We start from the raw sequence: 25,390 nt of genomic DNA on the forward strand, positions 1-25,390 counted from the left end.
CCGATTCAGAGGTCCGCGTACGGTCCGGCGACCGCGTCCGTGAGCCGCGCCATCTGGTCGTCGGTCAGGTCGATGGTCGCCGCGTCGATGTTCTCCGACAGCTGGTCGGGGGTGCGCGCGCCGACGATGGGGGCCGTGATGCCGTCGCGGTGCAGCAGCCACGCCAGCGCGACCTGGGGCGGCGACGCCTCGACCTCGTCCGCGACCGCGTCCAGGACGTCGTGGGCGTCGAAGTTCGCGTCCGTGAGGTAGGTGTCCGCCCACCGGCTGGAGTCGCTGGCCTTCGACTCGCCGGTGAGGCCGTCGTCCCGGCTGTACTTCCCGGTGAGAAAGCCCTGTGCCAGCGGGCTCCACGGGCAGACCGCAAGCCCCTGCTCGCGGGCGAACGTGAGGTAGTCGCCTTCGATCTCGCGGTCAACCAGGTTGTACCGCGGCTGGAGCACGCTGAACGGCTCCCAGCCCTCGGCGCGCGCGAGCTCGTTGGCCCGCGCGATCCGCCAGGCGTTCGGCTGGAGCGTCGACGCGCCCAGGTAATGGACGAGCCCGTCGGCGACCAGGTCGTTGAGCGTCCGCATGAGCTCGCGGGCCGTGGTGTCGCCGTCCCAGCGGTGGATGTACAACACGTCGAGGTACTCCGTGCCGAGGCGATCGAGCAGCGCGGTGATGCGGTTGCGGATGGTTTTGCGGTTCGTCCCCCGACTGTTGGGGTCGCCGTCGCGCACCTGCCAGTAGATCTTGGAGGCGATGGTGTACCGGTCGCGGTCGCGGTCCGACAGCCAGTCGCCGATCCAGCGTTCGCTGTCGCCGCCGCCGTACACGTCGGCGGTGTCGATATACCGGCCGCCCGCGTCGGCGTACGTATCGAGGAGGTCGTGGGCGCGTTGCTCGCTGATTTCGAGGTCGCCGGACTCCGTTCGCTTGCCGAACCGCCACGTCCCGAACTGGAGGGCACTCGTCTGGAGTCCGGTGTCGCCGAGCTGCACGAAGCCGAGCGGCTGGTCGTCCGTGGGTGGCATGGTCGGCTCCGAGTAGCACGACCACGCCCATATGCGTTCAACAATCGGCAACCCGCGGCGGCCTGGCGGCCGGACGCGGGCACCCGCCGGTGGGCAGTCCAAACTGTGGGACGAACCGGCGCAAAACTCAATCCGGGGCGGACGTCAACCGAGCGTGGCGTGAATGCGCTCCCGGTACGTGGGGTTCCCGTAGATCCCCATGGCGACCACGAGCAGCGATACCGCGAGCACGACCAGCGAGCCGACCGGCCCCCGCCATTCCGGGCCGAAGAACAGCTGGACGAGGCCGAACAGGGCGCCGAAGGTACCCATGAATACGAGCACCCATCCCAACGCGCCGGCCGACACCCGACCGATCCATTCGACTAGTTTCGTGGAGGACGACATACGTAACATGTTTGACGCAATAGGCATATAACTTTGGGAAAGCCGGTGATCAGTGACTTGCTGGTCCCGGTTCCCGCACTGGGCGGAGTGCGCGTGGCATCACCTTTCACTCACTGGCAGACCCCGACTCGCCGAGGCAACCGAGCGACGCCGACATCGAACGGCGGTCTGCGACCAGCCGGGGGAGTTCGTCGTACCACGGTGGCGGCAACCCCCGCATGGAGACACCCCAGTACGTCCACGGAGACGTGTGCACCGCCGTCCGGATCCGGTAGCCAATGGGTCTCGAAACCCACGTCGTGACGCGCTGGCTGCCGCCAGCCCGCGTTTAATTACATATAACAACGATTAATGTGAGTGCGCGAGACGCTCCGGTCGTGTCCGACTACACCACCATCTCTCTGAGGAAGGACTTCGTCAGCGACGTCGAAACCTACATCGAGGACGAACCGTTCGCCTCCCCGAAGGAGTTCGTGAAACACCTCGTCGTCCGCGAGATGGAGGACGACGGCGAGATCACCGAACAGGAGGCCCGCGAACTCGGGCAGAAACTCGCCGAACTCGGGTACGTGGAGTGAGCCCCCGATGGCAGACTCACGCTACCGGTCGGCGGTGAAGGCAGCGTCGTACCGCGTGTTCGCCACGACGCTGGTGTTCACCATCGCGTTCCTCTACACCGGTGAGTTCGGCTCCGCGGCGAAGATCGGCGTTTCTGCTGCCGTCGGAAAGACCGTACTGTACTACCTCTGGGAGCGCCTCTGGAGCAACATCTCGTGGGGACGGCAGGCCGCCTGACGAGGCGGCTTGGGAGTGGTGGCAACCCCGCACCGACCTCTCCCGGACTGTGCACCGTGCGCTCGCGCACGTAAGCTGCGTGACCGACCTGCCGTCTGACCCCCAGCGGTCCAAAATCCCGCGCGGTCGATCGTGGAGGCCGCTACTCGCCTTGTGGGCTGTAGTTCGGCGCTTCGTCCGTGATCATCACGTCGTGAGGGTGGCCCTCGGTCTGTCCCGCCGCGGAGACGCGCACGAACTCGGCGTCAGCCTTGAACGCCGGGATCGACTCGGCCCCGACGTACCCCATGCCGGACTGGATGCCGCCGACGAGCTGGTGGAGTTCCGACGCCAGCGACCCCTTGTAGGGGGTTGCAGCCTCGACGCCCTCGGGGACGTACTCCTCGTCCTCGTCGTCGTCTTTGAGGTAGCGGTCGCTGCCACCGGACTGCATCGCCCCGACCGAGCCCATGCCGCGGTACTGCTTGTACTTCTTGCCGTTCATCGTGATGACGCGGCCGGGTGCCTCGTCGGTGCCGGCGAAGTACGACCCGAGCATCACGGCGTCGGCACCCGCGGCGATGGCTTTCGCGGCGTCGCCGGAGTACCGGATTCCGCCGTCGGCGATCACGGGCACGCCGGCCGGCGCGGCGACGTCGGCGACCTGTGAGACGGCCGTGATCTGTGGCATGCCGGACCCGGTGACGACGCGGGTGGTGCAGATCGACCCCGGCCCGATCCCGACCTTGATGCCGTCGGCGAAGTCCACGACCGCTTCGGCGGCTTCGCGGGTGCCGACGTTGCCGACGACCACGTCGGCGTCGACGCTGGCTTTGATCTCGCGGGCGGAGTCGATGACGTTCAGGTTGTGTGCGTGCGCACAGTCGATGAACAGCACGTCCGCGCCCGCTTCGTCGACCGCGGTCGCGCGCTCCGTGTCGAACGGACCGACGGCGACGCCGACGCGGAGGCGGCCGTTCTGGTCGCGGGCGGCGCTGCCGTGTTCGCGGCGTTCGAGGATGCCCTGCATGGTGACCAGGCCGACGAGGTGCTGCTCGTCGTTGACGATCGGAACGCGCTCGATTTTGTGCTCGTACATGAGTTCGAGCGCGTCGCGTGCGGTGATGTCTTCGGGGGCGGTGATGACCTCGTCGGTCATCGCCTCCCGAACGGCATCCGACTCGCCGACTTCGAGATACGGCCGGATGTCCGTCGCGGAGATGATGCCGCGTACCGTGTCGTCGTCGTCGACGACCGGGGCACCGGAGACGTCGCTGCGGTCCATCATCTCGTCGACGGCCTCGACGGTCTGCTCGGGGGCGGCCGTGACGACGTTCTCGCGGTCGATGACGAGTTCGTCGGCGCGCTTGACGCGTTCGACCTCCGCGACGACTCGGTCCGTGTCCATGTTCTGGTGGAGGACGCCCAGGCCGCCCTCGCGTGCCATCGCGATCGCAAGCCGGGACTCGGTGACCGTGTCCATGGCGGCCGACAGTACGGGGACTTCGAGTTCGACGTTGGTGGAGACGCGCGTGGCGACGTCGGCGTCGTCCGGTTCGACGCGGCTCTCGGCCGGGCGCAACAGCACGTCGTCGAACGTGAGCGCTTCCGGGACGCGGAGCTTCTCGGAGAATCTGCCGTCCGTTGAGGAATCGTTCGCCATGTCAAACGGTCGGTGTGAGACCGCAAAAGCGTTGCGAGATTGGGCGAACGTGACCGGGCGGAGATACGTGGGGGAGACCACCATGCATGGTTGTGCATTCCCGTCGGGGGAACAACACGTGTACAGTTCGACGGGCGTTCCCCCACCAGTTCTTCATAGACGTTCTAAAGCATCGTTGTATTCTCGATAAACTACCACCGTGGGTAGATAACCCAAAGCCCCCACTTAAAGACCGGTATCGGTTCCTTACCATATGCGTCTCTTTGTCACGCAATCTTTATGCATTCAAACGAATTTACTGCACGTATGGACTCCATCAGTCCCAACACGAAGCGTACGACCGGCAACCACACTGCCGTTTCCCCGGACGTACCGAAATTTACCCTTGGGACGATGGACCACCGACGTGGGCGCTGGCTCGGATTCCCGCCAGCAACAAATACAGGCGCACGCACGACCGCCCGTCTGTATCGTCGCTCCGACCACACCCCCACGTTGAGAAGATAGCATATGAGCAGCTCACGTCACCCCGTTGCGCTCCGGCTGGAGCAACAGGTAGGCGGCGCGACCAAGCTCCTCGCGACGGTAACGCTGTTGCCGCTCGTCGATGGGATCTTCGCGGCGCTCGTGCTCGCCGGCGCACTCGACACGTGGGCCGGCGTCCTCCAGACGGGCCTGCTCGTGTTCGGCGGCAGCGCCACCCTGGCAGTCATCCTCGCGGAGATGGACGGCACCCGCCGCGAACAAGCCACCAGCGTGCTGATCGTCGGCGTCCCGCTCATCGTCATCGCGACCGCCGAAGCGGCGCTCGCGCCGACGGTCGACACGGTCGTCGACATCCACACCTTCGAGCGCTTCGCGGCGCTCGTCATCCTCGCGATCGCCGCGAAAACCGCCAGCGCCACCATCGGGGAGTACCTGCCGTCGCCCAGTGTCATCATCGGCCTGGGCTTTCTCGCCAGCGCGAGCCCGGCCAACGCCAGGCTCGTCACGCAGTACGAGAACGGGCTGCTGTTACACGCCGCCGCCGCCGGCGGCGTTGCAGTCACGTTCGCGCTCGTCGTCGTCGCGCTCGGGCCGGCCCTGCGCCGCGTCGTCGACATCGACCGGTTCCGGTTCGGCTCCGCCGTCGCGCTCGCCACGCTCGCGCTGTCCGTGTTCAACCTGGTGCCGTCACAAGCGCCGCTGATGGTGTTCGCGGTGGCGGGCCTGCTGGCGTTCGACCCCGACCAGGCGGCCAGCGACGACGCCGAGGCCGCCCCCGACGGCGAGGGCGGCCCGGACGGCATCACGGTCCCGGCCGACGACGGCCCCGACGCCCGCGCCACGCCCCCCGCAACTGACGGCGGGAACGGCCACGAGCCCGACGAGGCCGCGTACGGCTACCCCGGCGAGGACACCGCCGAGGAGCGCGCGCCCTGGCTGTAGCCCTCGGACCACACCGCATCGCAGTCATCGTGTGCCCGGCGACGACACGCTTTCATGTGCGCACAGTCAGGCGTACATGTATGGCTGGCAACCGCGTCGTGCAGGGTCGCATGGTCACCCCAAAGAAACTCGCGGAACTCGTCGAAGGCACGTCGGTGATGGACGCCGAGCCGATCAGTGACGCCGACCGCGACTGTCCGGAGTGCGGCAGCGACGTGCTGACCGTCGGCTATATGCCGTCGGTCACGGAGTTCATCACCGGGTACAAATGCCAGGACTGCGACTGGAGCGCCCGAGAGTCGTAGCCGCTCAGTCGGTCGTCCAGCGCACGGTTTCGATCTCCGTGGTGGACGCCGCAACGACCGTGCCGACGCGGTCGCCGTCCTCGTACTCCGGAACCGCCACGCGGTCGTAGCCCTCGACGACAACGTCCCGTAGATCCCCCTCGAAGTCGTCGGCGTCCTCGACGCCCAGTCGGTTCTCGCCGCCGAGCTCCCGCACGACAATCGGATACTCTGGCATACACCCAAGCGATGCCGCGCGATCCACAAAACCCACTCGCTGCGTGGCGGTCCGGGTGGCCCCCGAATCGAAACCCTCTTGAGGAGATTCGCCGTATGATGGAATGCACGGGGCTGTGGCCAAGCCAGGCATGGCGACTGACTCCAGAGGCCCGCGCCCGGGACGACGCTCCAGACTGGTATACCGAGCGGCCGACTGATCATCGGTCCGCTGTGACGACCCTCTGGAGTTCCGAGGCGCACCGGAGATATCAGTCGATCGGGGGTTCAAATCCCTCCGGCCCCATACCCTTACTTCAGATATCCAAAACCGCAAGACGGGAGTGTCCCGCGATTTCCCGTGGACCCCCACTTTCGCGGTTTCGAGTCTGATTTGAATCGTTCAGGGGTACGACTCCAACGCCTTGTGGCGGTCCGCTCGATGCACGGTAGTCTCAAATATTACTATTGCTGGTTGGATGGAGACCTTATTCTCCAATTACACAATTATAATACGTTTGAACGCAGGGGATACTCTATGAGTAGCGGCACTGAGGAATCTCTTGAAGATGCAGTTGACCGATTCGAAAGGACGTTAAACCATCAGATACAGATAATAAATGAGATTGATAAAAAGGCGGAGCATGTTACCCGGTTAATCGGTTTGCTGGTAGGAGCGATATTATCCGTCTTGGCTGTGGCATTCCGGATAAACAATGGACAGGTCTCCCCTCCTAACCTCCCAATTTGGGTAGCATTCTCGGCTGGCGTCTTCTTACTGATTTCCTCGATGACCTTTTCTATCATCACGTACCTCAGCAGTCGATTCAAAATTGGCTTGCACTATCAGCCCGCACAGCTCCTAAACCAATCCGACTACGACGTAAAAAAGGAGAAGCACATTCGTCGTGTAATCGGAACTTACGGTCATAACTTAAAGAAAAATAAGAGAGTCATCGAAGTAAACTCAAGTCGCTTCAGATACTCACTAGTTTCACTATTGGACGGGATTACATTTATGTCTCTCTCTGGGATCCTCTTTATCGGTTCAGTGAGTACCTGCTGGAGTTGGGTGGCATTGTGCGTACTTGCGCTGATTGCCTTCTTCCTCTCATGGTACATCCTCACAGGCAATTATTTAACCCTCGATGACCGAATCTAGTGCATGAGTGAAGACGATAATGCCGTGTCCGAAGAAGATGCGGTTGTGGACACCGGCGAGGGAGAAAGGTACGCCGCCTTGTCTGCGAACAAGAGCGGCGAGTCAGACGACGAATAAGGTGAACAGGGCGTTTTCTAAAGTAGGTCGATGAATTCTCTTCTCCCATGCCGCTCCTGTTCCTTCGTCCGAGCGTCGTAGTGCTTGTCCAGCACGGAGACGGACACGTCCACCCGCTCGATCAGTTTCTCCTTCGGCCAGTCGCGGTTGATGTGGTAGGTAATCGAGCCGCGGCGAATCGGCTGAAGGGAGGGGGATGACGGACAACTGGGAGCATTCTCAACTGATTGAGCCGCCTCGCAGTCGTCTATGCGTCGTTCATGAGGACAACTGTTCGTCAATACGCAGGGTTTCGTGATTGGAACGAGCGTCTTGTACGCACGTTGGCGGGGGAGCCGGCCGTTAATAGTCGTAAACAGGGGTTCGCGTCCGTATTCGTCACTCTGCGTTTCTCGATTCACCCCAATGCAGTCAACCAGCGTTTTTCGCAACCCCTCGGAAATCGTTATGTCCCGCTCACCGCTCTTCCCATTCTTGAATGCGGTACCCGCTGACTTCCGGTTGCGGAACTTCAGGAGCGCACCGCTGATTCGATAACCGTGCCCAAATTCTTGAACTAGTGTCCTCACGATGCAGAGTCGCCGTCAGTACGGATTCGCGGACTCGACTCGGACGCACGACCCCGGATAACCGAACGAATTTGGCTCACTGAAGACCCGAAGGTCGGGGTGAATCCCAGGTTGTCAGATCACGGACGCGGCAGTTCAGCGGGTGTACGGGGCCGACCGAGCGCGAATACGCACACGAGCGAGCGTGGTCTCGTGTGCGGATCCGGGCGAGCACGGTCCCGGACACGAACGCACAGTGAGCCGGCAGAACAGCGTGTTCGCGTGCCGGTCGCGGCGGGTGCACTACTCGCGGTCCGGGTGGCAGCCGGATAGACCAACGACTGAGCGCCGCTCACAGACGGCTGCCGGATGAATCACGGACCGCATGTGAAACCTAGTCACATGAACATGTCGGAGTGGATCATCGCCGACCGGAAATCGCGTTATCAATCCGCAAGTATTGTCGTTGTGGTCAACCGTTGTACTGTACTCATTCCCGGGTAACGCCGTTTTACCGTAGTTTTCACCGTAGATAATTGGGACAAACGTTTATTAGTTGGCTGTCACTCACGTCAAACACTCGCGTCGGTTACCCACGCGGGACCCTCAACAAGATCATGTTCGAATTCATCACAGACGAGGACGAGCGCGGCCAGGTGGGGATCGGCACGCTCATCGTGTTCATCGCGATGGTGCTGGTCGCCGCGATCGCCGCCGGCGTCCTCATCAACACTGCCGGCTTCCTCCAGTCAAAAGGCTCTGCGACCGGTGAGGAAGCCTCCGCACAGGTCTCCAACCGCATCAACATCGTCTCCGCGTACGGCAACGTCAAGACCGCTAGTGGGACCGATACGGTCGATTACGCGAACCTGACGGTGCGCCAGGCCGCTGGGGCTGACAACATCAACCTCAGCAAATCCACGATCCAGTGGATCGGCCCGGACACCGCCACCACCCTGACCTACGACGGTAGCACTGCCGACGCCGAGAACTTCACCACTGAGTCCATCAAGGGCAACAACGCGGACGTGTTGGTCGAGCAGTCCGACCGCATCAAGATCGTCATGGATGCAGCCTCGATCACCACCAATGGACTGAAGGCTGGCGAAGAGGTCCAGCTGACAGTGACCACGCAGTACGGCTCGAAAACCACCTACTGGGCGAACGTCCCTGAGTCGCTCAAGGACAAAAACGCAGTCACACTATAACACACACGCTCATGTTCGAGTTCATCACGGATGAGGACGAGCGCGGTCAAGTGGGGATCGGCACGCTCATCGTGTTCATCGCGATGGTGCTGGTCGCCGCGATCGCCGCTGGCGTCCTCATCAACACCGCTGGCTTCCTCCAATCGAAGGGGTCGGCAACCGGTGAGGAAGCCTCCGCACAGGTCTCCAACCGCATCAACATCGTCTCCGCGTACGGCAACGTCAACAACGAGGAAGTCGACTACGTGAACCTCACCGTGCGCCAGGCCGCCGGAGCCGACAACATCAACCTCAGCAAATCCACGATCCAGTGGATCGGCCCGGACAAAGCCACCACCCTAACGCACGCCAATGCAGCCGACACGACGACGCTGGGTGAGGAGTTCAACACCACCTTGATCAAGGGGAACAACGACAACGTGCTGGTCCAGCAGTCCGACCGCATCAAGGTCATCATGTACGCCGGCGGCATCAGCTCCAAGCTCGGCGCCGGTGACGAGGTGCAGTTGACGGTGACCACGCAGTACGGCTCGAAAACCACCTACTGGGCGAACGTCCCTGAATCGCTCAAGGACAAAAACGCTGTCACGCTGTAAGACGCGCGGTAGATTCTCCGGATCGCGGTTTCTTTCGTGTGTGGCTGGCACCCATTGGTAGCCGGCGGTGTGTCAGGTGCGTGGTTGACTGTGGCACGTGCTGGCGGTGAACGGGACTGATCGACAGTCGACAGATGTGGAACGCGATCCAAAACTGATATACTCCGGCCGCGTGGAGGATGCAGTATCGTGACGAACACGCAGGTAACACTCGTCCAGTTGGACAACTACGGGCCGTGGACCGTGACACCGTCGCCACGGCGTGAAGTGGACCTCCAGACGCTGCAGTCGCGACTGTACGCGGATCTCTCGCAGGCGATCGGGACGCGGGACGGATACGTTTTCTTCACGCGCTTCGACAACATGATCGCGGTCACGAACGGCCTGGATCTCGAAGCGCACGCACGCGTCCAGGAGTCGATCCGGAACCGGTACCCGATCACGGCGAGCCTCTCGATCGGCACCGGCAGCACGCCGGCCGACGCACTCGTTGGGGCCACCGGGGCACTCCAGCAGCAGGGCAGCGCACAGGACGCCGACCGCCGCGAGACACTGCTCGGACAGCCGATCCCCGACGCCGAGCGCACCGACAACGACGTCCAGATCGCGCACTTCGACGTGATCGACGCCACCGGCACGTACACCGACGAACTCGACGCGTTCGCGTCGTTCACGCATATCGAGGCCGGCTACGCCGCGCTCATGCGCCACATGCACGACGCCCACGACTCGCTGTCGTTTTTCGTCGGCGGCGACAACATCATCGCCGTCTGCCCCGGGCTCTCGGACGGCGACTACGAGGACGCGATCGCACACGTCCAGGACACGGCCGACGTTGCGCTTCGCGTGGGCGTCGGCCGCGGCGCGTCGGCACACGACGCCGGTATGGGGGCCAAACACGCCCTAGAGGTCGCCCGCGAACACGACACGATCGTCGAGCGATCCGGCCGCCAGTAGGGGCGGGGTCCGCTTCTGGAGGGACACTTATGCGCGTGTCGACCGTACCGATGGGTATGTCACAGGTCACGTTCTACGCCCGGGAAGACTGCCCGTACTCCCAGAAGGTTCGCTCGAAACTCGACGCACTCGACGTGGCGTACGAGGAGACACTCGTGCCTGACGCCCACACCGACCGCACGACCGTCGAAGACGTGACCGGACAGACCGGTGTTCCGGTCGTCATCGACGACCACATGGAGCCGTCGTTCCTGGCTGACACCCAGGAGATCATCACCCACCTCGAAACCCAGTACGCCTAGCGCGACTGGTCGGATTCCGACTGGTAGGCTTCGAGCTTCTGGAGTTGTGCGTGGTTGGCGTCGGCCATCGACGCCACCTCGTCGGAGATCGTGTCCGCCTTTCGGGCCGCCTCGTCGATCATCATCGTGAGCTCCTCGCTGCTCTCGGTCTGGCGTTCGGTCCCGGATTTGATTTCGTCCAGGGACGTGGACACCCCCGTCACCAGGTCTTTGATCTCCTCGAAGGTGTCAAGCGAGGACGTGCTCGCTTCGAGGCTGTCCTCGGTCTCGGTCTCCAGTTCGACGAGCGTGTCCGCCGCGTTCCGGGTTTCGACCTGGATGTTCTCGACGCGTTCTTCGATCTCTTCGGCCTGAGTTTTGCTCTCCTCGGCCAGCGATTTGACCTCGTCGGCGACGACCGCGAACCCCTCGCCGCCGGCGTCGGCGCGCGCCGCCTCGATGGACGCGTTCAGCGCCAGCAGGTTGGTCTGGTCGGCGATGTCGTTGATGACTTCCACGATGTCGTCGATGGCCTCGGTGTGATCCTGCAGCGTGGCGGTTTGGTGTCGCACCTCGGTGACGCCGTCGTGGATGGCTTCGACCTGCTCGACGACCGCGACCGCGCGCTCGTAGCCGTCGGTCGCGAGTGACTGGGCCTCGTCGCTGCGGTCGTTGACCTCGGTGGCCGACGCGGCGATCTGCTCGATCGCCGAGCTGATGTCGCTGATCTCGGCTTTGAGGTTGTCCGTGTTGTCGGACTGCTGGGCCGCCAGCCGGTCGATCTCCTCCATGTTCTGGTTCATCTCCCGGGCGCGTTCGATGAGCTCGGCGACCGCAGCGGCCTCGTCGGCGGTGGCCTCGGAGCCCGTGGCTGTGGCGTCGTCGGGGGCGACACGGCCGCGGAGCGCGCTCATGTCTTCCGCGACAACGCGGGCGTGGGCGGTGACGGACTCCTGGGCGGGCGGCCCGTCGGTCGGACCGTCACCGGACAGCAGCGGGGATTGGATGGCCGTTACCGCCGCGGTGAACGCGTCGGCGTCGGCGCTGGTGGCCGCCAGCAGCGCCAGCAGATCGCCGTACGCGGCCGTTCCGTTCGGGAGCGTGTTGGTGTAATACTCCACACAACAGTCCACGATGTGGTCTGGGTGGTCGGCCAGCACGCGCTCGATGAACGCGTGCAGTTGGTCGCGCTGCTGTGGAAGCAGCTGTTCGGCTGTCGGTCGCAGCGACGCGACCGGCGTCGACGGTGACGCCGAGGGATCGGTGAGTGAGTTGTCGGGCCCGGTCATTGGACTGCCTATGCCCACATCTAATGGGAGCACTGCATGATAAATGGTCGCAACGCGTGGCTGCTCGCCGGAACGAGGAGAGTGCACGCGGGCGGCGGCCGCGCCGTCCGGTCGCTTTTCCGTGCGGACGGTGAACCACCGGTGATGTCGGCCGGTGAGCGATTGCCCGGGGCCCCAGCCCGCGAGGAGCGCATCGTCGTCCACGTGGACATGGACTGTTTTTACGCGTCCTGTGAGCGCCGGCGTGAGCCCGCGTTGCGTGGTGCGCCCGTCGTCGTCGGGATGGGGTACGAGCCGGAGCAGACGGTCGGTGCGGTGGCGACCGCGAGCTACGAGGCCCGCGAGTACGGCGTCGAGAGCGCGCAGGCGATCTCGGCGGCGCTGGAGCGCCTGCCCCGGAAGGCGGACGCGCCGGATGCGTCGGCTGCGGGGTATTACCGGCCGGTGGACATGGCGTACTACGAGTCGGTGAGCGAGTCGGTGTCCGAGATCCTGCACGGGCTCGGCGATCCGGTGCGGGAGGTCAGCATCGACGAGGCGTATCTGGACGTGACCGACCGGACCGCCTGGGACGTGGCGGCGGGGTTCGGCCGACACATCAAGCAGCGCATCGCGCGCTCGGTTGGCGTCCCCGCCAGCGTCGGGATCGCGCCGGACATGAGCACGGCGAAACTCGCCAGCGACCACGAGAAGCCCGACGGGCTGGTGGTCGTGCCGCCGGAGTCAGTCCAGTCGTTCCTCGCGCCCCTCGATGTCGCGGACCTGCACGGTGTGGGGCCGGTGCACGCGCGTGCGCTGCGGGAGCGCGGCATCGAGACAGTGGGAGAGTTAGCGGACGCCGACCCGTACGTGTTGGAGGCGGCGTTCGGCGAGCGCGGCCGCGAGTTCCACCGCCGCGCCCGCGGGGCGGACAGCCGTCCTGTTGAGCCTCGCGGGAAGCCCAAGAGCCTGTCGCGGGAGTCGTCGTTCGACGGCGCGACCGAGTCCTTCGATCGGGTGCGCGAGCAGGCGGCGGCGCTGAGCGGGGCCGTCGCGGACCGCGCCAGCCGGACGAACGCGTCCTACCGCACCATCGGCGTGAAGGTCGTGACGCCGCCCTACGACGTACAGACGCGCGCCGAGTCACTGCCGGGGCCGGTCGACGACCCGGCGCTCCTGGAGGCGGTGTCGCAGTCGTTGCTCGACGAGTTCGAGGGGGCGGCCGTCCGGAAGGTCGGCGTCCGGGTGTCGAATCTGGTGTTCTCCGAGCGCGAGCAGGCCACGTTGGCGGGGTTCAGCGGCGACGAGACCGGCGACGGCGGCGGTCACAGAGGCGGCGCGTGTGGTGGCGCAGGCCGTGGGGCGTGTGGCGGCCAAACGACCCTCGACGAGTTCACGTAGCGCGCGCGTAGAGCACCGCGAGCACCGCGATGAGCGCCACCTGCACGATCTTGTCGGCGATGCCGAGCGCCGAAAACGACGGCGCGTTGACGACGTACCAGGCGGCGATCTGCCCGATGGTGAACGGGATGCCGAGCAGGTACACGAGCCGTCGGCGGACGCCAACCAGGATCGCGGCGGTGCCGCCGAGGTAGCCGACCCCGGCGACGAACAACGAGCCGCCGAGCCCGGGCAGGCCGAGGGAGACCCCCAAGACGAGGTGGAGCACGCCGGTGGCCACTGCGAGTACGATGCCCAGCCAGTGCAGCGGCGTCAGCGAGTCAGTTGCGAGCCCGATCCCCGAACGCGATGTGCTGGCTGCTGTCATACGTGCTGGTTGGCAGCGACGGTCTTGAATCTGGGGTCAGTCGGGGCAGACGGCCGCGACCTGCCGGCGGATCGCGTCCGCGAAGCGGTCACGGCCGAAGCGGTCCCTGGGGAGTGACGGCTGCAGTCCGTCGTCGATGGCGGCCGCGATCGCGTCGACAGCGCCGGCCACGCCCTCGAAGAGCACGTCGTCGTCGCCGTCGAGAACGTCGACCTGCCCGCCGCTGTCGGGGGCGAACGCGAGCATGCCGCTGGCGACGTACTCCGCGACCGCCATGCCGAAGTGTTCGATGGGCTTGAGGTTGAGGCCGTACCGGCTGCGTCCCAGGAGTTCGGTGATGCGGCCGCGCGGAACGTCGGTTTCGACGGTGACGTACGGCCGTGAGTCCGCGGCCGCCCGCACGTCGGCGACGTAGTCGCGGTAGGCCGCGGGGGCGGCGCCGACGATCGTGCACGTGAGGTCGTGGCCGCGGGCGCGCAGCGCGTCGACCACGTCGATGGCGTCCAGGGTTCGCTTGTCGGGGGCGATCCGCCCGAGCACCACGATGCGGTCCGCGCGGGCACCCCAGGGCACGCCGTCGATGGGATCGACCGGCGGGTGACAGACGGTCGGTCGGCGGTCGTAGCTGGCTTCGAAGGCGTCGGCGGTCCACGCGGAGTTCGCGAGGTAGCGGGTGTCCGGGCGATCGGCGGCGGGCGCGGCGAGCCGGGACCAGACGCCGTTCAGTCGCCCGGGGTCGGCGGTCGGCGTGGTGTCGCAGCGGAACTGGGGGAAGTGGACGTACTGGACGGACGGCAGCGGCACTGCGAGCTCGTTGGCGGTGCTCACTGCGACGTCATAGGCCGACGCGTGTCTCCGGAAGAACGCCCGCAGCAGGACCGAGCGCGCCGCGAGCTGCGGGCCGATGGTGGGTGCGGCCGCGGAGAGTGCGGCCGCGACGTTGGACGCGCCCGGGGGTACCACGACCGGCACGGACACATCGACATCGAACTGCGCGCCGACGGCGTCAGGCGTGGTTTCGGAGATCGTGAACAGCGCCACGTCGTGGGCGGCCGCCAGCGCGGCGCACGTGTGGACGCAGACGGCGTCGGCGCCGCCCCGGAAGTCGAGCGTGTTATGTAACACGGCGACGCGTGCCATGCGTGGTGGTGTGTCGCGTCGTCACTTCAACCCCACCACGTGACAGGATACCACTCACTGCTTTGTACACCCCGCGTCAAACGAACGACTGTGGACTGCCTGCTCGTCGGTGCCGGCTCGGTCGCCGAAGCGTACGCAGACGGACTCGCGGCGTCGACAGCGCTGCGCGTGACCGGCGTCTGTGATCTACACCCCGAACGCGCCGACGCGCTGGCGGCCGCCCACCCCAGCGGTCCGGCTGTGTACACCGACCTGGCCGACGCGCTGGCCGCTGACCCCGCGCCGATGGTCATCAACCTCACCAGCCACGCCGCCCACGCCGACGTCACCGAGGCGTGCCTGGCCGCCGGCCGACACGTGTTCTCCGAGAAGCCGCTGGCGATGGACGCGGCCCGCGCCGCCGACCTGGTGGCGGCCGCCGAGCGCCACGATCTCGGCCTGGGGTGTGCGCCGATCACGCCCGGGTGTGACGCCCAGCGCCACGCCCGGGCGCTGGCGGCCGACGGCCGGCTGGGCGGCGTCCAGTTCGCGGCCGCAACGGCGAACGTCGGGCGCGTCGACGAGTGGCACGACCGTCCGGCGTCGTTCCTGGATGTCGGGCCGCTGTACGACGGCGCGGTCTATCCGTTGGCCCTGCTGGTGGCGTGGTTCGGACGCGTCACCGAAGTCAGGACCGCCGACGCGGTCGCGGCGTGGCCGCCAGCGCAGCGCGACGGCGACGACGCTCCCGACGGGCTCCCGCACGTGGAGGCGACGCTGTCGTTCTCGGACGGCCCGGTGGTGTCGCTGCGCGCGAGCTTCTACGTCGACCACCGCAGCCGGGAGTTCTATGGGCTGGAACTGCACGGCGACGACGGCACGCTGTACCTCCGTGACACGGGCGCGCTCGGTGCTCCCCGGGACGCGGTGACCGTGCGGGGTGGCGACCGGGAGCCGACTCTCGCCCCCCAGCCCCAGCCCCGCTGTAGCCGCGCGTACGCCGCCGGCCCGGAACGCCTCGCCGACCGGGTTGCTGGTGGCTGTGGGTCGTCGGCGCGGGCGAGCGCGCGCCGCGGCGCACACGTCGTGGCGGTGTGCAACGCCATCGAGCGCGCCGCCACCGACGGCGGCCCCGTTGCGATTCCCGAGCCCGGTGTGTCACTGGCGCGCCCCGGGCAGCGGCGGCCCGCGCCGGTTGCTGCGGCCCCCAGCGGGTTCCAGCCCGGCGGGCGCGCGCTTCGCCTGCCGCCCGTGGGGTTCGGCTGCTCGCGCTACCGGGACGGCACGTACGTCACGCCCGCCATGGGGGCGGCGGTTGACGCCGGCTACCGGCTGTTCGACACGGCGGAGCTGTACGGCAACGAGTGGCGACTGGGCGACCTGGTGGCCGCGCCCGGCGGCCCCGACCGGGAGTCCGTGTTCCTCGTCGGGAAGCCGTGGCGGACGAACCACGGCCCCGGCGACCTCCGGGAGGCGTGCACCGGATCGCTGGACGAACTCGGCGTCGCAGCGTTCGACTGCTACGCGCTGCACTGGCCGGGCGCGTGGGCGCACCGCGGCACGCTCACGCGGCTCTCGGAGCGCCCCGTCGAGGAGCAAGAGCGACTGACGATGCCGACCGCCGCCGACGGCACGCCGGCGCGTGCGCCCCACAGCCTCGTCGATACCTGGCGGCGCATGGAGGCGCTCCACGACGACGGGCTCGCGCGCAGCCTGGGCGTGTGCAACGTCACGCTCCCGCAGTTGGCGGGGCTCACCGACGCGGCGCGCGTCCGGCCGGCGCTCGTGCAAGTGGAGTGTCATCCCTACCGGCCGCGGGACGCGCTCGTGTCGTGGTGTCACCGGCACGGCGTTCGCGTGGTTGCGCACTCGCCGCTGTCGGCACCGGGGCTGCTCGACGAGCCGGTCGTGCACGCGGTCGCCGACGAGCACGGCGTGTCGCCGGCGACGGCGGTGCTGGCGTGGCACTGTACGCGTGGCGTGGTGCCGATCCCGTCGACGACCACGCGCGAGCACGTGGTGGCGAACCTCGCGGCACCCCGCCACCCGCTCACCGACGACCAACGCGACCGGATGGCCGGGCTCGCTGATCCGGCGTTCCAGCGATGACACGCGTTCCGAGGGCGCTGCGAGCGCAGTACTGGCTGCTCGTCGCCGGGTTCGCGGTCGGCGGTGTCGGCACGGCGTGGGGTCTCAGCGCCGCGCTCGGCCACGCCGGCGCGCTGCGGTGGGTGGTGGCGGCGGCCGTGCCGCTGGCGTACGTGGTGGGGTTCCTGGGTCGACACCTCGACGCCAACCACCGGCCGTCGGGGATCGCGTCCGCGGACGGCGGCCAGCCCGTGCGCGGGACGGTCGGCGTGGCGAACGCGGTCACGGCGACGCGGGGCTGGCTGTACGCGGCCGTGTTCGGGTTCGTGGCGGTGAGTCCGCCGGTGGGGAGTTGGTGGCGCTGGCTGCCCGCGGCGTGGTACGGGAGCGGGGTCGTGCTCGACACCGTCGACGGCGCGCTCGCCCGCCGCGTCGGCCGGCGTACCGTCCTGGGGGCGCGCCTCGACCTGGCGACCGACACCCTGGGGTTCCTGTGCGCGCCGCTGGTGGCGGTGGCCTGGGGGCGGCTGCCGGTCTGGTATCTGTCGCTGTCCCTGGCGCGATACGTCTTCAAGCTCGCGTGCTGGGTGCGCCGCCGCCGGGGTCGCCACGTGGGCGACCTGCCACCGAGCCGGAGCCGCCGGCTGCTGGCCGGCATGCAGATGCTGTTCATCACGGTGGCGCTGGTGCCCGTGTTCCCGGCGGCGGTCGTCACGCCGATCGCCGGGATCGTGTTGGTGCCGTCACTGGTCGTGTTCGGCCGTGATTACTGTGCCGTGGCGGGATATTTCGGCGTCCGCGACGAGGGCGACGCGGTTGAGGACACGAGCGAAACTGGGGGCAACGCTGAAGGCGGCTCGCTCCGATGAACGCCGCGTGAGCCAGTCACAGACTACCGGGTCTCGTATGGCGGCTGTGCAGATCGACGACTACGGGCCGTGGACGACGGAGCCTGCGCCCCGCCGGGAAACGGACCTACAGGCGCTCCAGGCCCGGCTGTTCGCCGACGTCGCGGATTTCCTGGGTGGGCGGGACGGCTACGCGTTCGCGGGCCGCTTCGACAACATGGTTGGAGCCGCGACCGGCATCGCGCCGGCGGCGTTCGAACGCCTCCAGGAGCGCATCCGGAACCGGTATCCGGTGACTGTGAGCGTCGGCATTGGGACTGCTCGAACGCCGGCGGACGCCCTCGACGCCGCCGGAACGGCGCTGCGGGACGCCGGCAGCGCGCAGGACGAGAACCGACGGGAAGCCCTGTCCCACCGTTCGCCGCCCGGGTTCGCCGGCACACCCGGTGCGGTGACGATCGCACACTTCGACGTTGTCGACGCCACCGGCACGTACACCGACACCGTGTCACCGGTGCGGGCCGGCACCGAGATCCAGGGCGCAGTGACGACGCTGGCGGAGTACCTCTACGACACCCACGACGCGGTCACGCAGTTCGTGGGCGGGGACAACGCCATCGCGGTGTGTCCCGAGATCGACGCGGGGATCGTCGACGACGCGACCGCCCACGTCCGTGAGGCGGCCGGCGTCGACTTCCAGGTCGGCGTCGGGCACGGGGACACCCCCCACGACGCCGGAGCCGACGCCAAACACGCCCTCGAAACGTGTCGCGCGACCGGTGCCCGGGTGCACGGCCCGTGGACCACCGCCGACGACTAGCGTGATGGACGCACGCACACTGTACTTCACCGGCCCCGGCTCCGTCGCGGTGCGCACGGAGACGGTCAGCGACCCCGTCGACGACGAGGTCGTGGTGGAGACGCAGGCCTCGGGCATCAGCGCCGGATCGGAGCTGTTGGTCTACCGCGGCGAGTTCCCCGAGTCCCTGCCCGTGGACGCCACCATCGACGCCCTCGACGGCGAGTTCGACTACCCGCTCGCGTACGGATACGCCAGCGTCGGCACGGTCACCGCCACCGGCCCGGACAGCACCGAGTGGCTCGACCGCCGCGTGTTCGCGTTCGAACCCCACGCCACGCGCTTCCGGACGACGCCCGACGCGGTCGTCGAACTCCCCGACGACGTCGCCACGCAGGCGGCGACGCTCCTGCCGACGGTCGAAACGGCCACGAACCTCGTACTCGACGCCCAACCCCGGATTGGCGAGCGCGCCGTGGTGTTCGGTGCGGGCGCGGTCGGCCTCGCCACGACGCAGCTGCTGGCGTCGTTCCCGCTGTCGGAGGTCGTCGTCGTGGAGCCCCTGGCGTCCCGCCGCGCCACCGCCGCCGCGGTCGGTGCCGACCGCACCATCGACCCCGGGTCGACTGCCATCGCGGACGCGCCGCCGTTCGCCGACGCCGAACCCGCCGGCGCGGACATCGTGTTCGAACTCTCGGGCCGCCCGGAGACCCTCGACGACGCCATCGCGGCCGCGGGCTACGACAGCCGCGTGATCGTGGGGTCGTGGTACGGCGCGAAGCGCGCGCCCATCGACCTCGGTGGGTCGTTCCACCGCGACCGCGTGGACATCGTGTCCAGCCAGGTCAGCACGCTCAGCCCCGAGTTGCGGGGGCGCTGGGACACCGACCGCCGCTTCGACGTGGCGTTCGACCGCCTGGACGCCATGGACGCGGACGCGCTGATCACGCACGAACTCCCCCTCGATCGGGCCGCCGACGCCTACGCCCTCCTCGACGACCACCCCGACGAAGCCCGCCACATCATCCTCACCTACCAATGACGCCCACCACTCACACCGACGCCAGCCGCGCGCTCACCGTCCGCCGCGAGTTCATCGCACAGCACTACCTCACGGTTCCGAACCCCGGGCCTGAGGGCGAGGTGCACAGCCACCGGTTCACGGCCGACGTGACCTTCGCCGGCGGGGAGCTCGACGAGCACGGCTACCTCGTCGACATCGACGCCGTCGACGCCGTTCTCGACGACATCGAAGCCCGATACCAGGACACCCTGCTGAACGATCACGCCGAGTTCGGCGACGCCAACCCGAGCCTCGAACGGTTCGCGGAGCTGATCGGCGACCGGATCGCGGACGGCCTCGGGGCGGCCGCGCCGACGCGGCTGACCGTCCGGCTCTGGGAGGACGACCTCGCGTGGGCGAGCCACGAGCGCGCACTCGAATGACCCAGACACACGCGCAGACGCGCTATCTCACGGCGAAACAGAGCGTCGACGAGCGCGCCCGTGATCGGCGCGTCCGCGACCGCCTGTGGGCAGCCCTCCCCAGCCACCCTCGTGTGGTCGAAGCCGGCTGTGGCACCGGGCCGACGGTCCCGATGCTGTACGCCGACTGGGAGGTCACGCCCGCCGCCTACCTGGGCGTCGACGCTGCCGAGCGCGTCGTCGCGTTCGCGAACGCCGTCGTGCCGCGGGTGTTGCGGCGGCGCATGCCCGCCGAAACCCGAATCGCGGCCACGCCGGACGGCTGCCGGGTCGGAGACGCGCCGATCAGGTTCGACACCGGGGACGCGCTCGCGCGACTCACCGACGCCACCGCCGACCTCTTGGTGGCGCAGTCGTTTCTCGATCTCGTGCCGCCGGCGGACGCCCTGGACGCGTTCGCCGACGCCCTGGCGCCCGGCGGGCTCGCGTACGCCCCGCTGACCTTCGACGGCGTGACCGTGTTGCAGCCATCGCATCCGGCCGACGACCGCGTGCGTGCGGCCTACCACGACGCCATCGACGCGGCCGACGGCCGGACCAGCCGCGCCGGCCGCCGGCTGCTCGACGTGCTCCGCGAGCGCCCGGCGGAGACACTGCTCGCCGTGGGCGCCTCCGACTGGATCGTGCGCCCCGTGGACGGCGAGTACCGCGCCGACGAGCAGTACTTCCTGGCGTGCATCCTGTCGTTCATCGCGGACGCCGTCCCGGACGCGACCGACTGGCTGGCCACGCGCCGCCAGCAGCTCGCGGCCGGCGATCTCACGTACGTCGCGCACGGCTACGACCTGCTGTGGCGCGCCTGAGACGCCGCCATGATGGTGCTCACCCACATCGCGGTCGGGTTCCTGCTTGCCGCGCCGGTCGCGGCCGCACAGCCGGCCCTCGGGGTGCCCGCCGCCGCGGGCGCGCTCGTCGGCGGCGGCGCACCCGACATCGACCTCCTGGTGGGAACCCACCGGCGGACGCTGCACTACCCGGTGCTCGGCTGGGTGGGTGCGGTTCCCGCGGTCGTGATCGCCGCGGTCACGCCGACCGCGCTCACCGTGTTCGTCGGAGTCGGCGCGGCCGCCGCAGCCGTCCACAGCACCAGCGACGTGCTCGGTGCGGGCGACGAACTGCGGCCCTGGGAGCGCACCACGACGGCGGCCGTGTACGACCACCACGCCGGCCGGTGGTGGCGCGCCCGATACGTCATCCCCTACGACGGGTCGCCGGCCGACCTCGCGGTTGCGGCCGCGGCGGCGGCGCCGGCGCTGGTCGTCTACGACGGCGTGGTGCGGTGGCTGCTGGCGGCGCTGCTCGCGCTCGGCGCGGTGTACAGCCTGTTGCGTCGCCGCCTCGTTCCGTACTTCGAGCGCGTCGTCTGACCGCTACAGCGGCGCGACGAGGTCCGCCAGCGCCGCGCGCGGGTCGTCGGCCTTCGCCACCCCGCTGGCGAGCAGGACGCCGCTGGCGCCGAGGTCGCCGGCCGACACGACGTCCTCGCCGGTGGTGATGCCCGCGCCGCAGTAGACGTCCACGCTCGGATCGACCGCTTCCGCCGCGGCGACGGCGTCGGAGACGATGTCCGGATCGGCCTGCGAGACCGGCGTGCCGGTGCCGATCAGCGCCGGTGGCTCGACGGCCACCGCGTCGGGGCCGAGCGCGGCGGCGGCGGCGACCTGTGCGGGGTTGTTCGCGCACACCACCGTGTCGAGGCCGGCGCGCTCGGCGGCCGCGACGCTGCCGTCGATGTCGGCGAGCCGGCGGCGGTGCTCGGAGTGGTTCAGCAGCGTGCCCACAGCGCCGTTGTCCGCGACCGACTCCGCGAGCACGCTGCCGGTGTGGCTGCCGTGCTCGGTCGGGCTGACGTGTTGGGCGTACGTGGTGGCACCCGTGTCCGCGACGCGACCGATGTCCGCGGGCTGGGGTGCGACCGCGATCGTGGCCGGAGTCGTCTCAGCGACGTCGGCAGCCGCCTCCGCGATGGCGACCGGATCACAGGGGTACGCCTTGAGGTTGACGAGAACGAACATACACGACGAGGGGGCTCGACACCGGAAAAAAGTAGCTATCGCAGCGCTAGCTGTCGTCGCTTTTGCGGCGGACCTTGTCGCCGAGGGTCAGCCCGGCGCTGTCGCCGCCCGACGACCAGTCGGTGTCGCTGGCGTCCTCGGCGCCCGACTCGGTGAGCAGGATCCCGAGGTAGTCTTCGAGTTCCTCGCGCACGTCGTCGCTGGGCAGACTGTCCCCGTGTTCGAGCTTCCGGATGACGCTCGCCTTCTCGTTGAGTTCGTCGGCGAGCTCCTCCTGGCTGAGGCCGGCCTGCTCGCGGGCCGACCGGATCCGGGTGTCGTAATCCCCGGCCAACTCGTCCATCTCGTCGAACATGTCTCTGCGGCGCCGCCCGCCGCTGTTGGTGCCCGAGGACCCGCCGCTGGAGCCGGCGGACTGACTGGACGAGGACGATGTCGAATACTTCGTGCTGGTGGACGAGGAGGACTGGGTCGTGACTTCCGTGCCGAACTCGGCGCAGTCGTCACAGACGTCGATCTCCGCGCCCTCGACTTTCACCGTCTTCGGGCTCGAGACCTCCGTTCCACACATCTCGCACTGGGCCATGCGTGGTGGTAGCCGTGGCCGACGGTTAAAACGCACGCCCGCCTATGCGAGTTGCCGCCACGCGGAGACGAACCGCTGGATGGCGGTGAGATGGCCCACGACAGCGAACACGACGAGCAACGCGACGACCGGCGAGTAGCCGGCGACAGTCGGCGTGATGGCGGCGACACCGGCGGTCACGCCGACGAGTGCGAGCCGGTCGGCCCGCCCCAGCAGGCCGCCGTACACGCGGTCCAACCCGACGGCCTGGGCCTGCGTGCCGAGATACGACGTGAGCAACACGCCGGTCACCGCCGCGAGCCCGAGGCCGAAGGCGTCAACGCCGGCTGCGGCCCCGGTGACCACCACCACGTCGGCGTACCGATCGAGCACGTGATCGAGGAGGTCACCCGCCTCCGAGGCGGTCCCGACCTCCCGCGCGAGTGCGCCGTCGAGCAGGTCGAGCCACCCGTTGAAGAACACGCAGACCGCGCCCACGGCGTACGCGGCTGGGGTGCCGATGTAGAACGCGCCGGCGGCCACCACGGCCAGCCCGAACGCCGCAACGCTGACCGTGTTGGGCGTTGCACCGACGGTCTTTGCGGCCCGCACCCAGGGATCGAGCAGCCGGTTCGCAAGCGGCCGGAACTGATCGAGGGTCATACGTAGTCGGTGTAGTCCACGGTGCCCGCCGACGGCTCGCGGTCCCCGTCGAGGACCGCTTGGATGGCCGCCGCGACCGCGTCGGGGCTGCGGTCGGTGGTGTCGATCTCGTAGACCGCGTCGGCACCGTGGCCGCGGACTGCCTCCGAGAGGATGATCGCCAGCGCCTCGCTGTCGGCGTTCTCGGCGGCTTTCTCCGGTGAGTCACCCCGATCCTGGAGCCGGGTGGCAAGCGTCTCCGGCGCACACCGCAACACCACCACGGCGTCGAGGTCGTCGAGGCGGTGTGCGAGATGCGATTCGACGAGTACGTCCTCGCGGCCCGCGAAATGGTCGCGAACGGCATCGACGTCCACGATCTTGCTGCCGCGGTCGGCGTCCACGCCGTCGTAGAGCCCTTCGGTGCCGACGAGGTCGTTCAGGTGTGCGACATCCAGCGCGGTGTCCAGCCGGCCGGTGGCGGTCGTCTTGCCCGTCCCGGGGGTTCCGGTGACCGCCACTCTCATGTGTCACACACCTCGTTGAGCACCGCCACCGCGCGCTCGGTCTCCGACCGCGTGCCGGTCGTGATGCGAACGTGCTCGGGCAGCCCGAAGCTGGTGCAGTCCCGCACCAGCACGCCCTCGCGCTTCGCGGCCTCGGCGACCCGGCCGGCGTCACCCACGTTCGCGAGCACGAAGTTCCCGTGGCTCTCGTAGGTGCGGGCCGCGAGCTCGTCGTGGATGTAGTCGCGGCCCCACGCGACGCTGTCGGTGGTGGCCTCGACGTGGTCGTCGTCGTCCAGCGCCGCAACCCCGGCCTGACACGCGATGACGCTGGCGGCGAACGGCGTCTGAACCCGGGCGTAGGCGTCCGCCCACGAGTCCGGCACGACGGCGTACCCCAGGCGGATGCCCGCCAGCCCGTACGCCTTCGAGAACGTCCGCAACACCGCGATGTCGTCCCGTGGCGCGTGCCCGCCCGCCGGCTGGCCGTCGAACAGCGTGACCGCCGACGGCGTCTCCGTGAACTCGCCGTACGCCTCGTCAACGAGCACGAGCGTGTCCTCGTCCGTGCGGTCGGCCACCGCCACGATCTCGTCGAGCGTGAACCGCGCGCCCGTCGGGTTGTGCGGCGTCGTCAGGTAGACCACGCGCTCGCCGTCGTAGGCGTCTACCACCGCGTCGGCGGTCATCTCGAAGCCGTCCGCGCCCTCGGCGACGTCGTACTCCGCGACGTTCCCATGGTGGAAGCGCGCGCTCATCCCGTAGTAGGTGAACCCCGGCGACGGCACCAGCACGCTGTCGCCGGGATCGAGGGTCGCCCGCGCCAGGTAGTCGAGCGCGCCATCCCCGCCGTTGGCCACCCACACCTGGTCGTCGTCCACGTCCCAGCGGTCCGCGAGCGCGCCCGTCAGGTCGGCGTGCACCGCTTTCGGATAGCGGTGGACCCCGGTTGCCGCCTCCCGAATGGCGATGGTTGCCTTCGGGCTCGGCCCGTGGGGGTTCTCGTTCGACGAGAGCTTCACGAACTCCGAGGGGTCACGGCCGAGCTCCCGGGCGACCTCCTCGATACCCCGACCAGCGCGGTATTCGACGTGGTCGGAGAGGTCCCGTAGTTCCATGCTCGGGGTGACGGCCGGCCCATCCTTAAGGATGCCCTCACGCGGCCGGCGCTCGGGTATCATCGGGTTTAGGTGTGTGGTCCGCATGCAGTCCGCTATGGCAGTTATCGAGACAGTCGTCTATGCTGTTCACATGGTGTTCGCCGGACTGCTAACCGGCAGCGTGTTGTTTACGGCACTGACGGTGCCGCGGATCGCTGACAACATCTCCACGAGCGTCCGGGAAACCATCGCCGGAACGCTGAAGTACATCTCCCGGGGCTCCGCGACCCTGCTGGTTCTGACGGGCGGCTACATGTTCACCATCGCCGGCTACACCGACGGCGGCAAGCTCACGAGCACGGGCACCGGCCACGCCGTCATCGGCATGGTCGTGCTGTGGTTCCTGCTGACCGGGCTCACTGAGGTCGCGGGCAGCCGCATCGAGCGCGGCGACGACGCCACCACGTTCCTCTACGGCGGGGCGGTCCTCGCGGTCGCGTTGCTGCTCGACGCCGGCTGGATCGTCGGCTACCCCTACCTCTGAGGCCGC

At 68.1% G+C, this 25,390-nt stretch carries 31 protein-coding genes and 1 tRNA gene; 19 read left to right on the forward strand and 13 right to left on the reverse strand.

Annotated elements, in window-relative coordinates; translation table 11 throughout:
* Positions 1-5: 5 nt before the first annotated feature.
* Positions 6-1,016, reverse strand: a complete 1,011-nt coding sequence (locus JT689_RS05325) for an aldo/keto reductase (RefSeq protein WP_205251703.1) — start codon at positions 1,014-1,016, stop codon at positions 6-8.
* A 144-nt stretch (positions 1,017-1,160) separates the two neighbouring features.
* Entirely contained in the window at positions 1,161-1,403 is a 243-nt protein-coding gene (locus JT689_RS05330; protein ID WP_227970929.1) for a hypothetical protein, read from the reverse strand.
* A gap of 377 nt (positions 1,404-1,780) precedes the next feature.
* Here JT689_RS05330 and JT689_RS05335 point away from each other — a divergent pair, with 377 nt between their 5' ends.
* Both JT689_RS05335 and JT689_RS05340 read left to right on the forward strand, forming a co-directional pair.
* A complete protein-coding gene (locus JT689_RS05335) occupies positions 1,781-1,981 on the forward strand; it encodes a hypothetical protein (RefSeq protein ID WP_049892500.1) in 201 nt (66 codons plus the stop codon).
* A 7-nt stretch (positions 1,982-1,988) separates the two neighbouring features.
* Positions 1,989-2,198 (forward strand): DUF2061 domain-containing protein, encoded by a 210-nt coding sequence (locus JT689_RS05340; RefSeq protein WP_205251705.1) that lies wholly within the window; start codon positions 1,989-1,991, stop codon positions 2,196-2,198.
* Positions 2,199-2,340: 142 nt separating this feature from the next.
* Here JT689_RS05340 and guaB read toward each other — a convergent pair whose 3' ends face one another.
* Positions 2,341-3,840, reverse strand: a complete 1,500-nt coding sequence (guaB, locus tag JT689_RS05345) for an IMP dehydrogenase (protein ID WP_012289261.1) — start codon at positions 3,838-3,840, stop codon at positions 2,341-2,343.
* A 510-nt stretch (positions 3,841-4,350) separates the two neighbouring features.
* Between guaB and JT689_RS05350 the strand changes: the two genes are divergently transcribed.
* Complete coding sequence (locus tag JT689_RS05350; RefSeq protein WP_136361314.1) at positions 4,351-5,268, forward strand: DUF5794 domain-containing protein; 918 nt, start codon at positions 4,351-4,353, stop codon at positions 5,266-5,268.
* Positions 5,269-5,348: 80 nt separating this feature from the next.
* A complete protein-coding gene (locus JT689_RS05355) occupies positions 5,349-5,573 on the forward strand; it encodes a DUF5795 family protein (protein ID WP_205251706.1) in 225 nt (74 codons plus the stop codon).
* 4 nt (positions 5,574-5,577) lie between these two features.
* Here the strand turns inward: JT689_RS05355 and JT689_RS05360 are convergent, their stop codons facing one another.
* Complete coding sequence (locus JT689_RS05360) at positions 5,578-5,790, reverse strand: hypothetical protein (RefSeq protein ID WP_010902717.1); 213 nt, start codon at positions 5,788-5,790, stop codon at positions 5,578-5,580.
* Between the two features lie 109 nt (positions 5,791-5,899).
* On the opposite strand from JT689_RS05360, the gene JT689_RS05365 reads away from it, so the two are divergent.
* Positions 5,900-6,075: transfer RNA gene (locus tag JT689_RS05365), tRNA-Trp, on the forward strand.
* Positions 6,076-6,306: 231 nt separating this feature from the next.
* On the forward strand, positions 6,307-6,930 hold the full coding sequence (locus JT689_RS05370; protein WP_229373416.1) for a hypothetical protein: 624 nt from the start codon (positions 6,307-6,309) through the stop codon (positions 6,928-6,930).
* Positions 6,931-7,064: 134 nt separating this feature from the next.
* On the opposite strand, the gene JT689_RS05375 is transcribed toward JT689_RS05370, so the two are convergent.
* Entirely contained in the window at positions 7,065-7,616 is a 552-nt protein-coding gene (locus JT689_RS05375; RefSeq protein WP_205251708.1) for a hypothetical protein, read from the reverse strand.
* Between the two features lie 596 nt (positions 7,617-8,212).
* Here JT689_RS05375 and JT689_RS05380 point away from each other — a divergent pair.
* From JT689_RS05380 to JT689_RS05395, 4 genes are all read left to right on the forward strand, one after another.
* A complete protein-coding gene (locus JT689_RS05380; protein ID WP_010902719.1) occupies positions 8,213-8,803 on the forward strand; it encodes an archaellin/type IV pilin N-terminal domain-containing protein in 591 nt (196 codons plus the stop codon).
* Between the two features lie 11 nt (positions 8,804-8,814).
* Entirely contained in the window at positions 8,815-9,399 is a 585-nt protein-coding gene (locus JT689_RS05385) for an archaellin/type IV pilin N-terminal domain-containing protein (RefSeq protein ID WP_205251709.1), read from the forward strand.
* A 189-nt stretch (positions 9,400-9,588) separates the two neighbouring features.
* Complete coding sequence (locus JT689_RS05390) at positions 9,589-10,356, forward strand: GTP cyclohydrolase III (protein ID WP_205251710.1); 768 nt, start codon at positions 9,589-9,591, stop codon at positions 10,354-10,356.
* Between the two features lie 56 nt (positions 10,357-10,412).
* Entirely contained in the window at positions 10,413-10,658 is a 246-nt protein-coding gene (locus JT689_RS05395) for a glutaredoxin (protein ID WP_070807657.1), read from the forward strand.
* Here the strand turns inward: JT689_RS05395 and htr13 are convergent.
* Positions 10,655-11,926, reverse strand: coding sequence for a chemotaxis signal transducer protein Htr13 (htr13, locus tag JT689_RS05400; protein WP_205251712.1), 1,272 nt, complete (start codon positions 11,924-11,926; stop codon positions 10,655-10,657). The genes JT689_RS05395 and htr13 overlap by 4 nt on opposite strands.
* A gap of 144 nt (positions 11,927-12,070) precedes the next feature.
* Between htr13 and dinB the strand changes: the two genes are divergently transcribed.
* On the forward strand, positions 12,071-13,306 hold the full coding sequence (gene dinB, locus JT689_RS05405; protein WP_205251713.1) for a DNA polymerase IV: 1,236 nt from the start codon (positions 12,071-12,073) through the stop codon (positions 13,304-13,306).
* Here dinB and JT689_RS05410 read toward each other — a convergent pair.
* A complete protein-coding gene (locus JT689_RS05410; RefSeq protein ID WP_205251714.1) occupies positions 13,299-13,673 on the reverse strand; it encodes a hypothetical protein in 375 nt (124 codons plus the stop codon). The two genes, dinB and JT689_RS05410, sit on opposite strands and share 8 nt — an antisense overlap.
* A gap of 36 nt (positions 13,674-13,709) precedes the next feature.
* Positions 13,710-14,813, reverse strand: coding sequence for a glycosyltransferase (locus JT689_RS05415; RefSeq protein WP_205251715.1), 1,104 nt, complete (start codon positions 14,811-14,813; stop codon positions 13,710-13,712).
* Positions 14,814-14,903: 90 nt separating this feature from the next.
* On the opposite strand from JT689_RS05415, the gene JT689_RS05420 reads away from it, so the two are divergent.
* Genes JT689_RS05420 through JT689_RS05450 form a run of 7 tightly spaced genes read left to right on the forward strand, consistent with a single transcriptional unit; the run spans position 14,904 to position 21,379 of the window.
* On the forward strand, positions 14,904-16,901 hold the full coding sequence (locus JT689_RS05420; RefSeq protein WP_205251716.1) for an aldo/keto reductase: 1,998 nt from the start codon (positions 14,904-14,906) through the stop codon (positions 16,899-16,901).
* Complete coding sequence (locus JT689_RS05425; protein ID WP_205251717.1) at positions 16,898-17,749, forward strand: CDP-alcohol phosphatidyltransferase family protein; 852 nt, start codon at positions 16,898-16,900, stop codon at positions 17,747-17,749. The genes JT689_RS05420 and JT689_RS05425 overlap by 4 nt, the downstream gene beginning before the upstream one ends.
* A 37-nt stretch (positions 17,750-17,786) precedes the next feature.
* Positions 17,787-18,548 carry a GTP cyclohydrolase III gene (locus JT689_RS05430; RefSeq protein WP_205251718.1) on the forward strand — a complete coding sequence of 254 codons (762 nt, stop codon included), beginning with the start codon at positions 17,787-17,789 and terminating at the stop codon, positions 18,546-18,548.
* Between the two features lie 4 nt (positions 18,549-18,552).
* A complete protein-coding gene (locus tag JT689_RS05435) occupies positions 18,553-19,569 on the forward strand; it encodes a zinc-binding alcohol dehydrogenase (RefSeq protein WP_205251719.1) in 1,017 nt (338 codons plus the stop codon).
* The gene (locus tag JT689_RS05440) at positions 19,566-19,973 is read left to right on the forward strand and encodes a 6-carboxytetrahydropterin synthase (RefSeq protein WP_205251720.1); all 408 of its coding nucleotides are present in this window, start codon (positions 19,566-19,568) and stop codon (positions 19,971-19,973) included. Before JT689_RS05435 ends, JT689_RS05440 begins: the two co-directional genes overlap by 4 nt.
* Positions 19,970-20,815 (forward strand): methyltransferase domain-containing protein, encoded by an 846-nt coding sequence (locus tag JT689_RS05445; protein ID WP_205251721.1) that lies wholly within the window; start codon positions 19,970-19,972, stop codon positions 20,813-20,815. Before JT689_RS05440 ends, JT689_RS05445 begins: the two co-directional genes overlap by 4 nt.
* A 9-nt stretch (positions 20,816-20,824) precedes the next feature.
* Positions 20,825-21,379: a metal-dependent hydrolase gene (locus JT689_RS05450; protein WP_205251722.1), complete on the forward strand. Its 555-nt coding sequence runs from the start codon at positions 20,825-20,827 to the stop codon at positions 21,377-21,379.
* A 3-nt stretch (positions 21,380-21,382) separates the two neighbouring features.
* Here the strand turns inward: JT689_RS05450 and tpiA are convergent, their stop codons facing one another.
* From tpiA to hisC, 5 genes are read right to left on the reverse strand one after another with little or no spacing between them, the layout of a single operon-like run.
* Positions 21,383-22,027 carry a triose-phosphate isomerase gene (tpiA, locus tag JT689_RS05455; protein ID WP_010902734.1) on the reverse strand — a complete coding sequence of 215 codons (645 nt, stop codon included), beginning with the start codon at positions 22,025-22,027 and terminating at the stop codon, positions 21,383-21,385.
* 46 nt (positions 22,028-22,073) lie between these two features.
* Positions 22,074-22,613 carry a multiprotein bridging factor aMBF1 gene (locus JT689_RS05460; protein ID WP_010902735.1) on the reverse strand — a complete coding sequence of 180 codons (540 nt, stop codon included), beginning with the start codon at positions 22,611-22,613 and terminating at the stop codon, positions 22,074-22,076.
* Positions 22,614-22,655: 42 nt separating this feature from the next.
* Positions 22,656-23,255, reverse strand: a complete 600-nt coding sequence (locus JT689_RS05465) for a CDP-alcohol phosphatidyltransferase family protein (protein ID WP_205251724.1) — start codon at positions 23,253-23,255, stop codon at positions 22,656-22,658.
* The gene (locus tag JT689_RS05470) at positions 23,252-23,761 is read right to left on the reverse strand and encodes an adenylate kinase family protein (protein WP_010902737.1); all 510 of its coding nucleotides are present in this window, start codon (positions 23,759-23,761) and stop codon (positions 23,252-23,254) included. Before JT689_RS05470 ends, JT689_RS05465 begins: the two co-directional genes overlap by 4 nt.
* Positions 23,758-24,858, reverse strand: a complete 1,101-nt coding sequence (gene hisC / locus JT689_RS05475) for a histidinol-phosphate transaminase (protein WP_205251725.1) — start codon at positions 24,856-24,858, stop codon at positions 23,758-23,760. The genes JT689_RS05470 and hisC overlap by 4 nt, the downstream gene beginning before the upstream one ends.
* Before the next feature lie 97 nt (positions 24,859-24,955).
* Between hisC and JT689_RS05480 the strand changes: the two genes are divergently transcribed.
* Positions 24,956-25,384, forward strand: coding sequence for a hypothetical protein (locus JT689_RS05480; protein ID WP_012289268.1), 429 nt, complete (start codon positions 24,956-24,958; stop codon positions 25,382-25,384).
* The last annotated feature ends 6 nt before the right edge of the window (positions 25,385-25,390 follow it).

Source organism: Halobacterium sp. GSL-19 (assembly GCF_016917855.1).
GTDB classification, from domain to species: domain Archaea; phylum Halobacteriota; class Halobacteria; order Halobacteriales; family Halobacteriaceae; genus Halobacterium; species Halobacterium salinarum.

Bases quoted from the DNA above. Each gene is read 5' to 3' on its own strand.
- JT689_RS05325 (WP_205251703.1), bottom strand. From the start codon at position 1,016: ATGCCACCCACGGACGACCAGCCGCTCGGCTTCGTGCAGCTCGGCGAC.
- JT689_RS05330 (WP_227970929.1), bottom strand. From the start codon at position 1,403: ATGTCGTCCTCCACGAAACTAGTCGAATGGATCGGTCGGGTGTCGGCC.
- JT689_RS05340 (WP_205251705.1), top strand. From the start codon at position 1,989: ATGGCAGACTCACGCTACCGGTCGGCGGTGAAGGCAGCGTCGTACCGC.
- guaB (WP_012289261.1), bottom strand. From the start codon at position 3,840: ATGGCGAACGATTCCTCAACGGACGGCAGATTCTCCGAGAAGCTCCGC.
- JT689_RS05350 (WP_136361314.1), top strand. From the start codon at position 4,351: ATGAGCAGCTCACGTCACCCCGTTGCGCTCCGGCTGGAGCAACAGGTA.
- JT689_RS05355 (WP_205251706.1), top strand. From the start codon at position 5,349: ATGGCTGGCAACCGCGTCGTGCAGGGTCGCATGGTCACCCCAAAGAAA.
- JT689_RS05360 (WP_010902717.1), bottom strand. From the start codon at position 5,790: ATGCCAGAGTATCCGATTGTCGTGCGGGAGCTCGGCGGCGAGAACCGA.
- JT689_RS05370 (WP_229373416.1), top strand. From the start codon at position 6,307: ATGAGTAGCGGCACTGAGGAATCTCTTGAAGATGCAGTTGACCGATTC.
- JT689_RS05380 (WP_010902719.1), top strand. From the start codon at position 8,213: ATGTTCGAATTCATCACAGACGAGGACGAGCGCGGCCAGGTGGGGATC.
- JT689_RS05385 (WP_205251709.1), top strand. From the start codon at position 8,815: ATGTTCGAGTTCATCACGGATGAGGACGAGCGCGGTCAAGTGGGGATC.
- JT689_RS05395 (WP_070807657.1), top strand. From the start codon at position 10,413: ATGTCACAGGTCACGTTCTACGCCCGGGAAGACTGCCCGTACTCCCAG.
- htr13 (WP_205251712.1), bottom strand. From the start codon at position 11,926: ATGACCGGGCCCGACAACTCACTCACCGATCCCTCGGCGTCACCGTCG.
- dinB (WP_205251713.1), top strand. From the start codon at position 12,071: ATGTCGGCCGGTGAGCGATTGCCCGGGGCCCCAGCCCGCGAGGAGCGC.
- JT689_RS05410 (WP_205251714.1), bottom strand. From the start codon at position 13,673: ATGACAGCAGCCAGCACATCGCGTTCGGGGATCGGGCTCGCAACTGAC.
- JT689_RS05415 (WP_205251715.1), bottom strand. From the start codon at position 14,813: ATGGCACGCGTCGCCGTGTTACATAACACGCTCGACTTCCGGGGCGGC.
- JT689_RS05425 (WP_205251717.1), top strand. From the start codon at position 16,898: ATGACACGCGTTCCGAGGGCGCTGCGAGCGCAGTACTGGCTGCTCGTC.
- JT689_RS05430 (WP_205251718.1), top strand. From the start codon at position 17,787: ATGGCGGCTGTGCAGATCGACGACTACGGGCCGTGGACGACGGAGCCT.
- JT689_RS05435 (WP_205251719.1), top strand. From the start codon at position 18,553: ATGGACGCACGCACACTGTACTTCACCGGCCCCGGCTCCGTCGCGGTG.
- JT689_RS05440 (WP_205251720.1), top strand. From the start codon at position 19,566: ATGACGCCCACCACTCACACCGACGCCAGCCGCGCGCTCACCGTCCGC.
- JT689_RS05445 (WP_205251721.1), top strand. From the start codon at position 19,970: ATGACCCAGACACACGCGCAGACGCGCTATCTCACGGCGAAACAGAGC.
- JT689_RS05450 (WP_205251722.1), top strand. From the start codon at position 20,825: ATGATGGTGCTCACCCACATCGCGGTCGGGTTCCTGCTTGCCGCGCCG.
- tpiA (WP_010902734.1), bottom strand. From the start codon at position 22,027: ATGTTCGTTCTCGTCAACCTCAAGGCGTACCCCTGTGATCCGGTCGCC.
- JT689_RS05460 (WP_010902735.1), bottom strand. From the start codon at position 22,613: ATGGCCCAGTGCGAGATGTGTGGAACGGAGGTCTCGAGCCCGAAGACG.
- JT689_RS05465 (WP_205251724.1), bottom strand. From the start codon at position 23,255: ATGACCCTCGATCAGTTCCGGCCGCTTGCGAACCGGCTGCTCGATCCC.
- JT689_RS05470 (WP_010902737.1), bottom strand. From the start codon at position 23,761: ATGAGAGTGGCGGTCACCGGAACCCCCGGGACGGGCAAGACGACCGCC.
- hisC (WP_205251725.1), bottom strand. From the start codon at position 24,858: ATGGAACTACGGGACCTCTCCGACCACGTCGAATACCGCGCTGGTCGG.
- JT689_RS05480 (WP_012289268.1), top strand. From the start codon at position 24,956: ATGGCAGTTATCGAGACAGTCGTCTATGCTGTTCACATGGTGTTCGCC.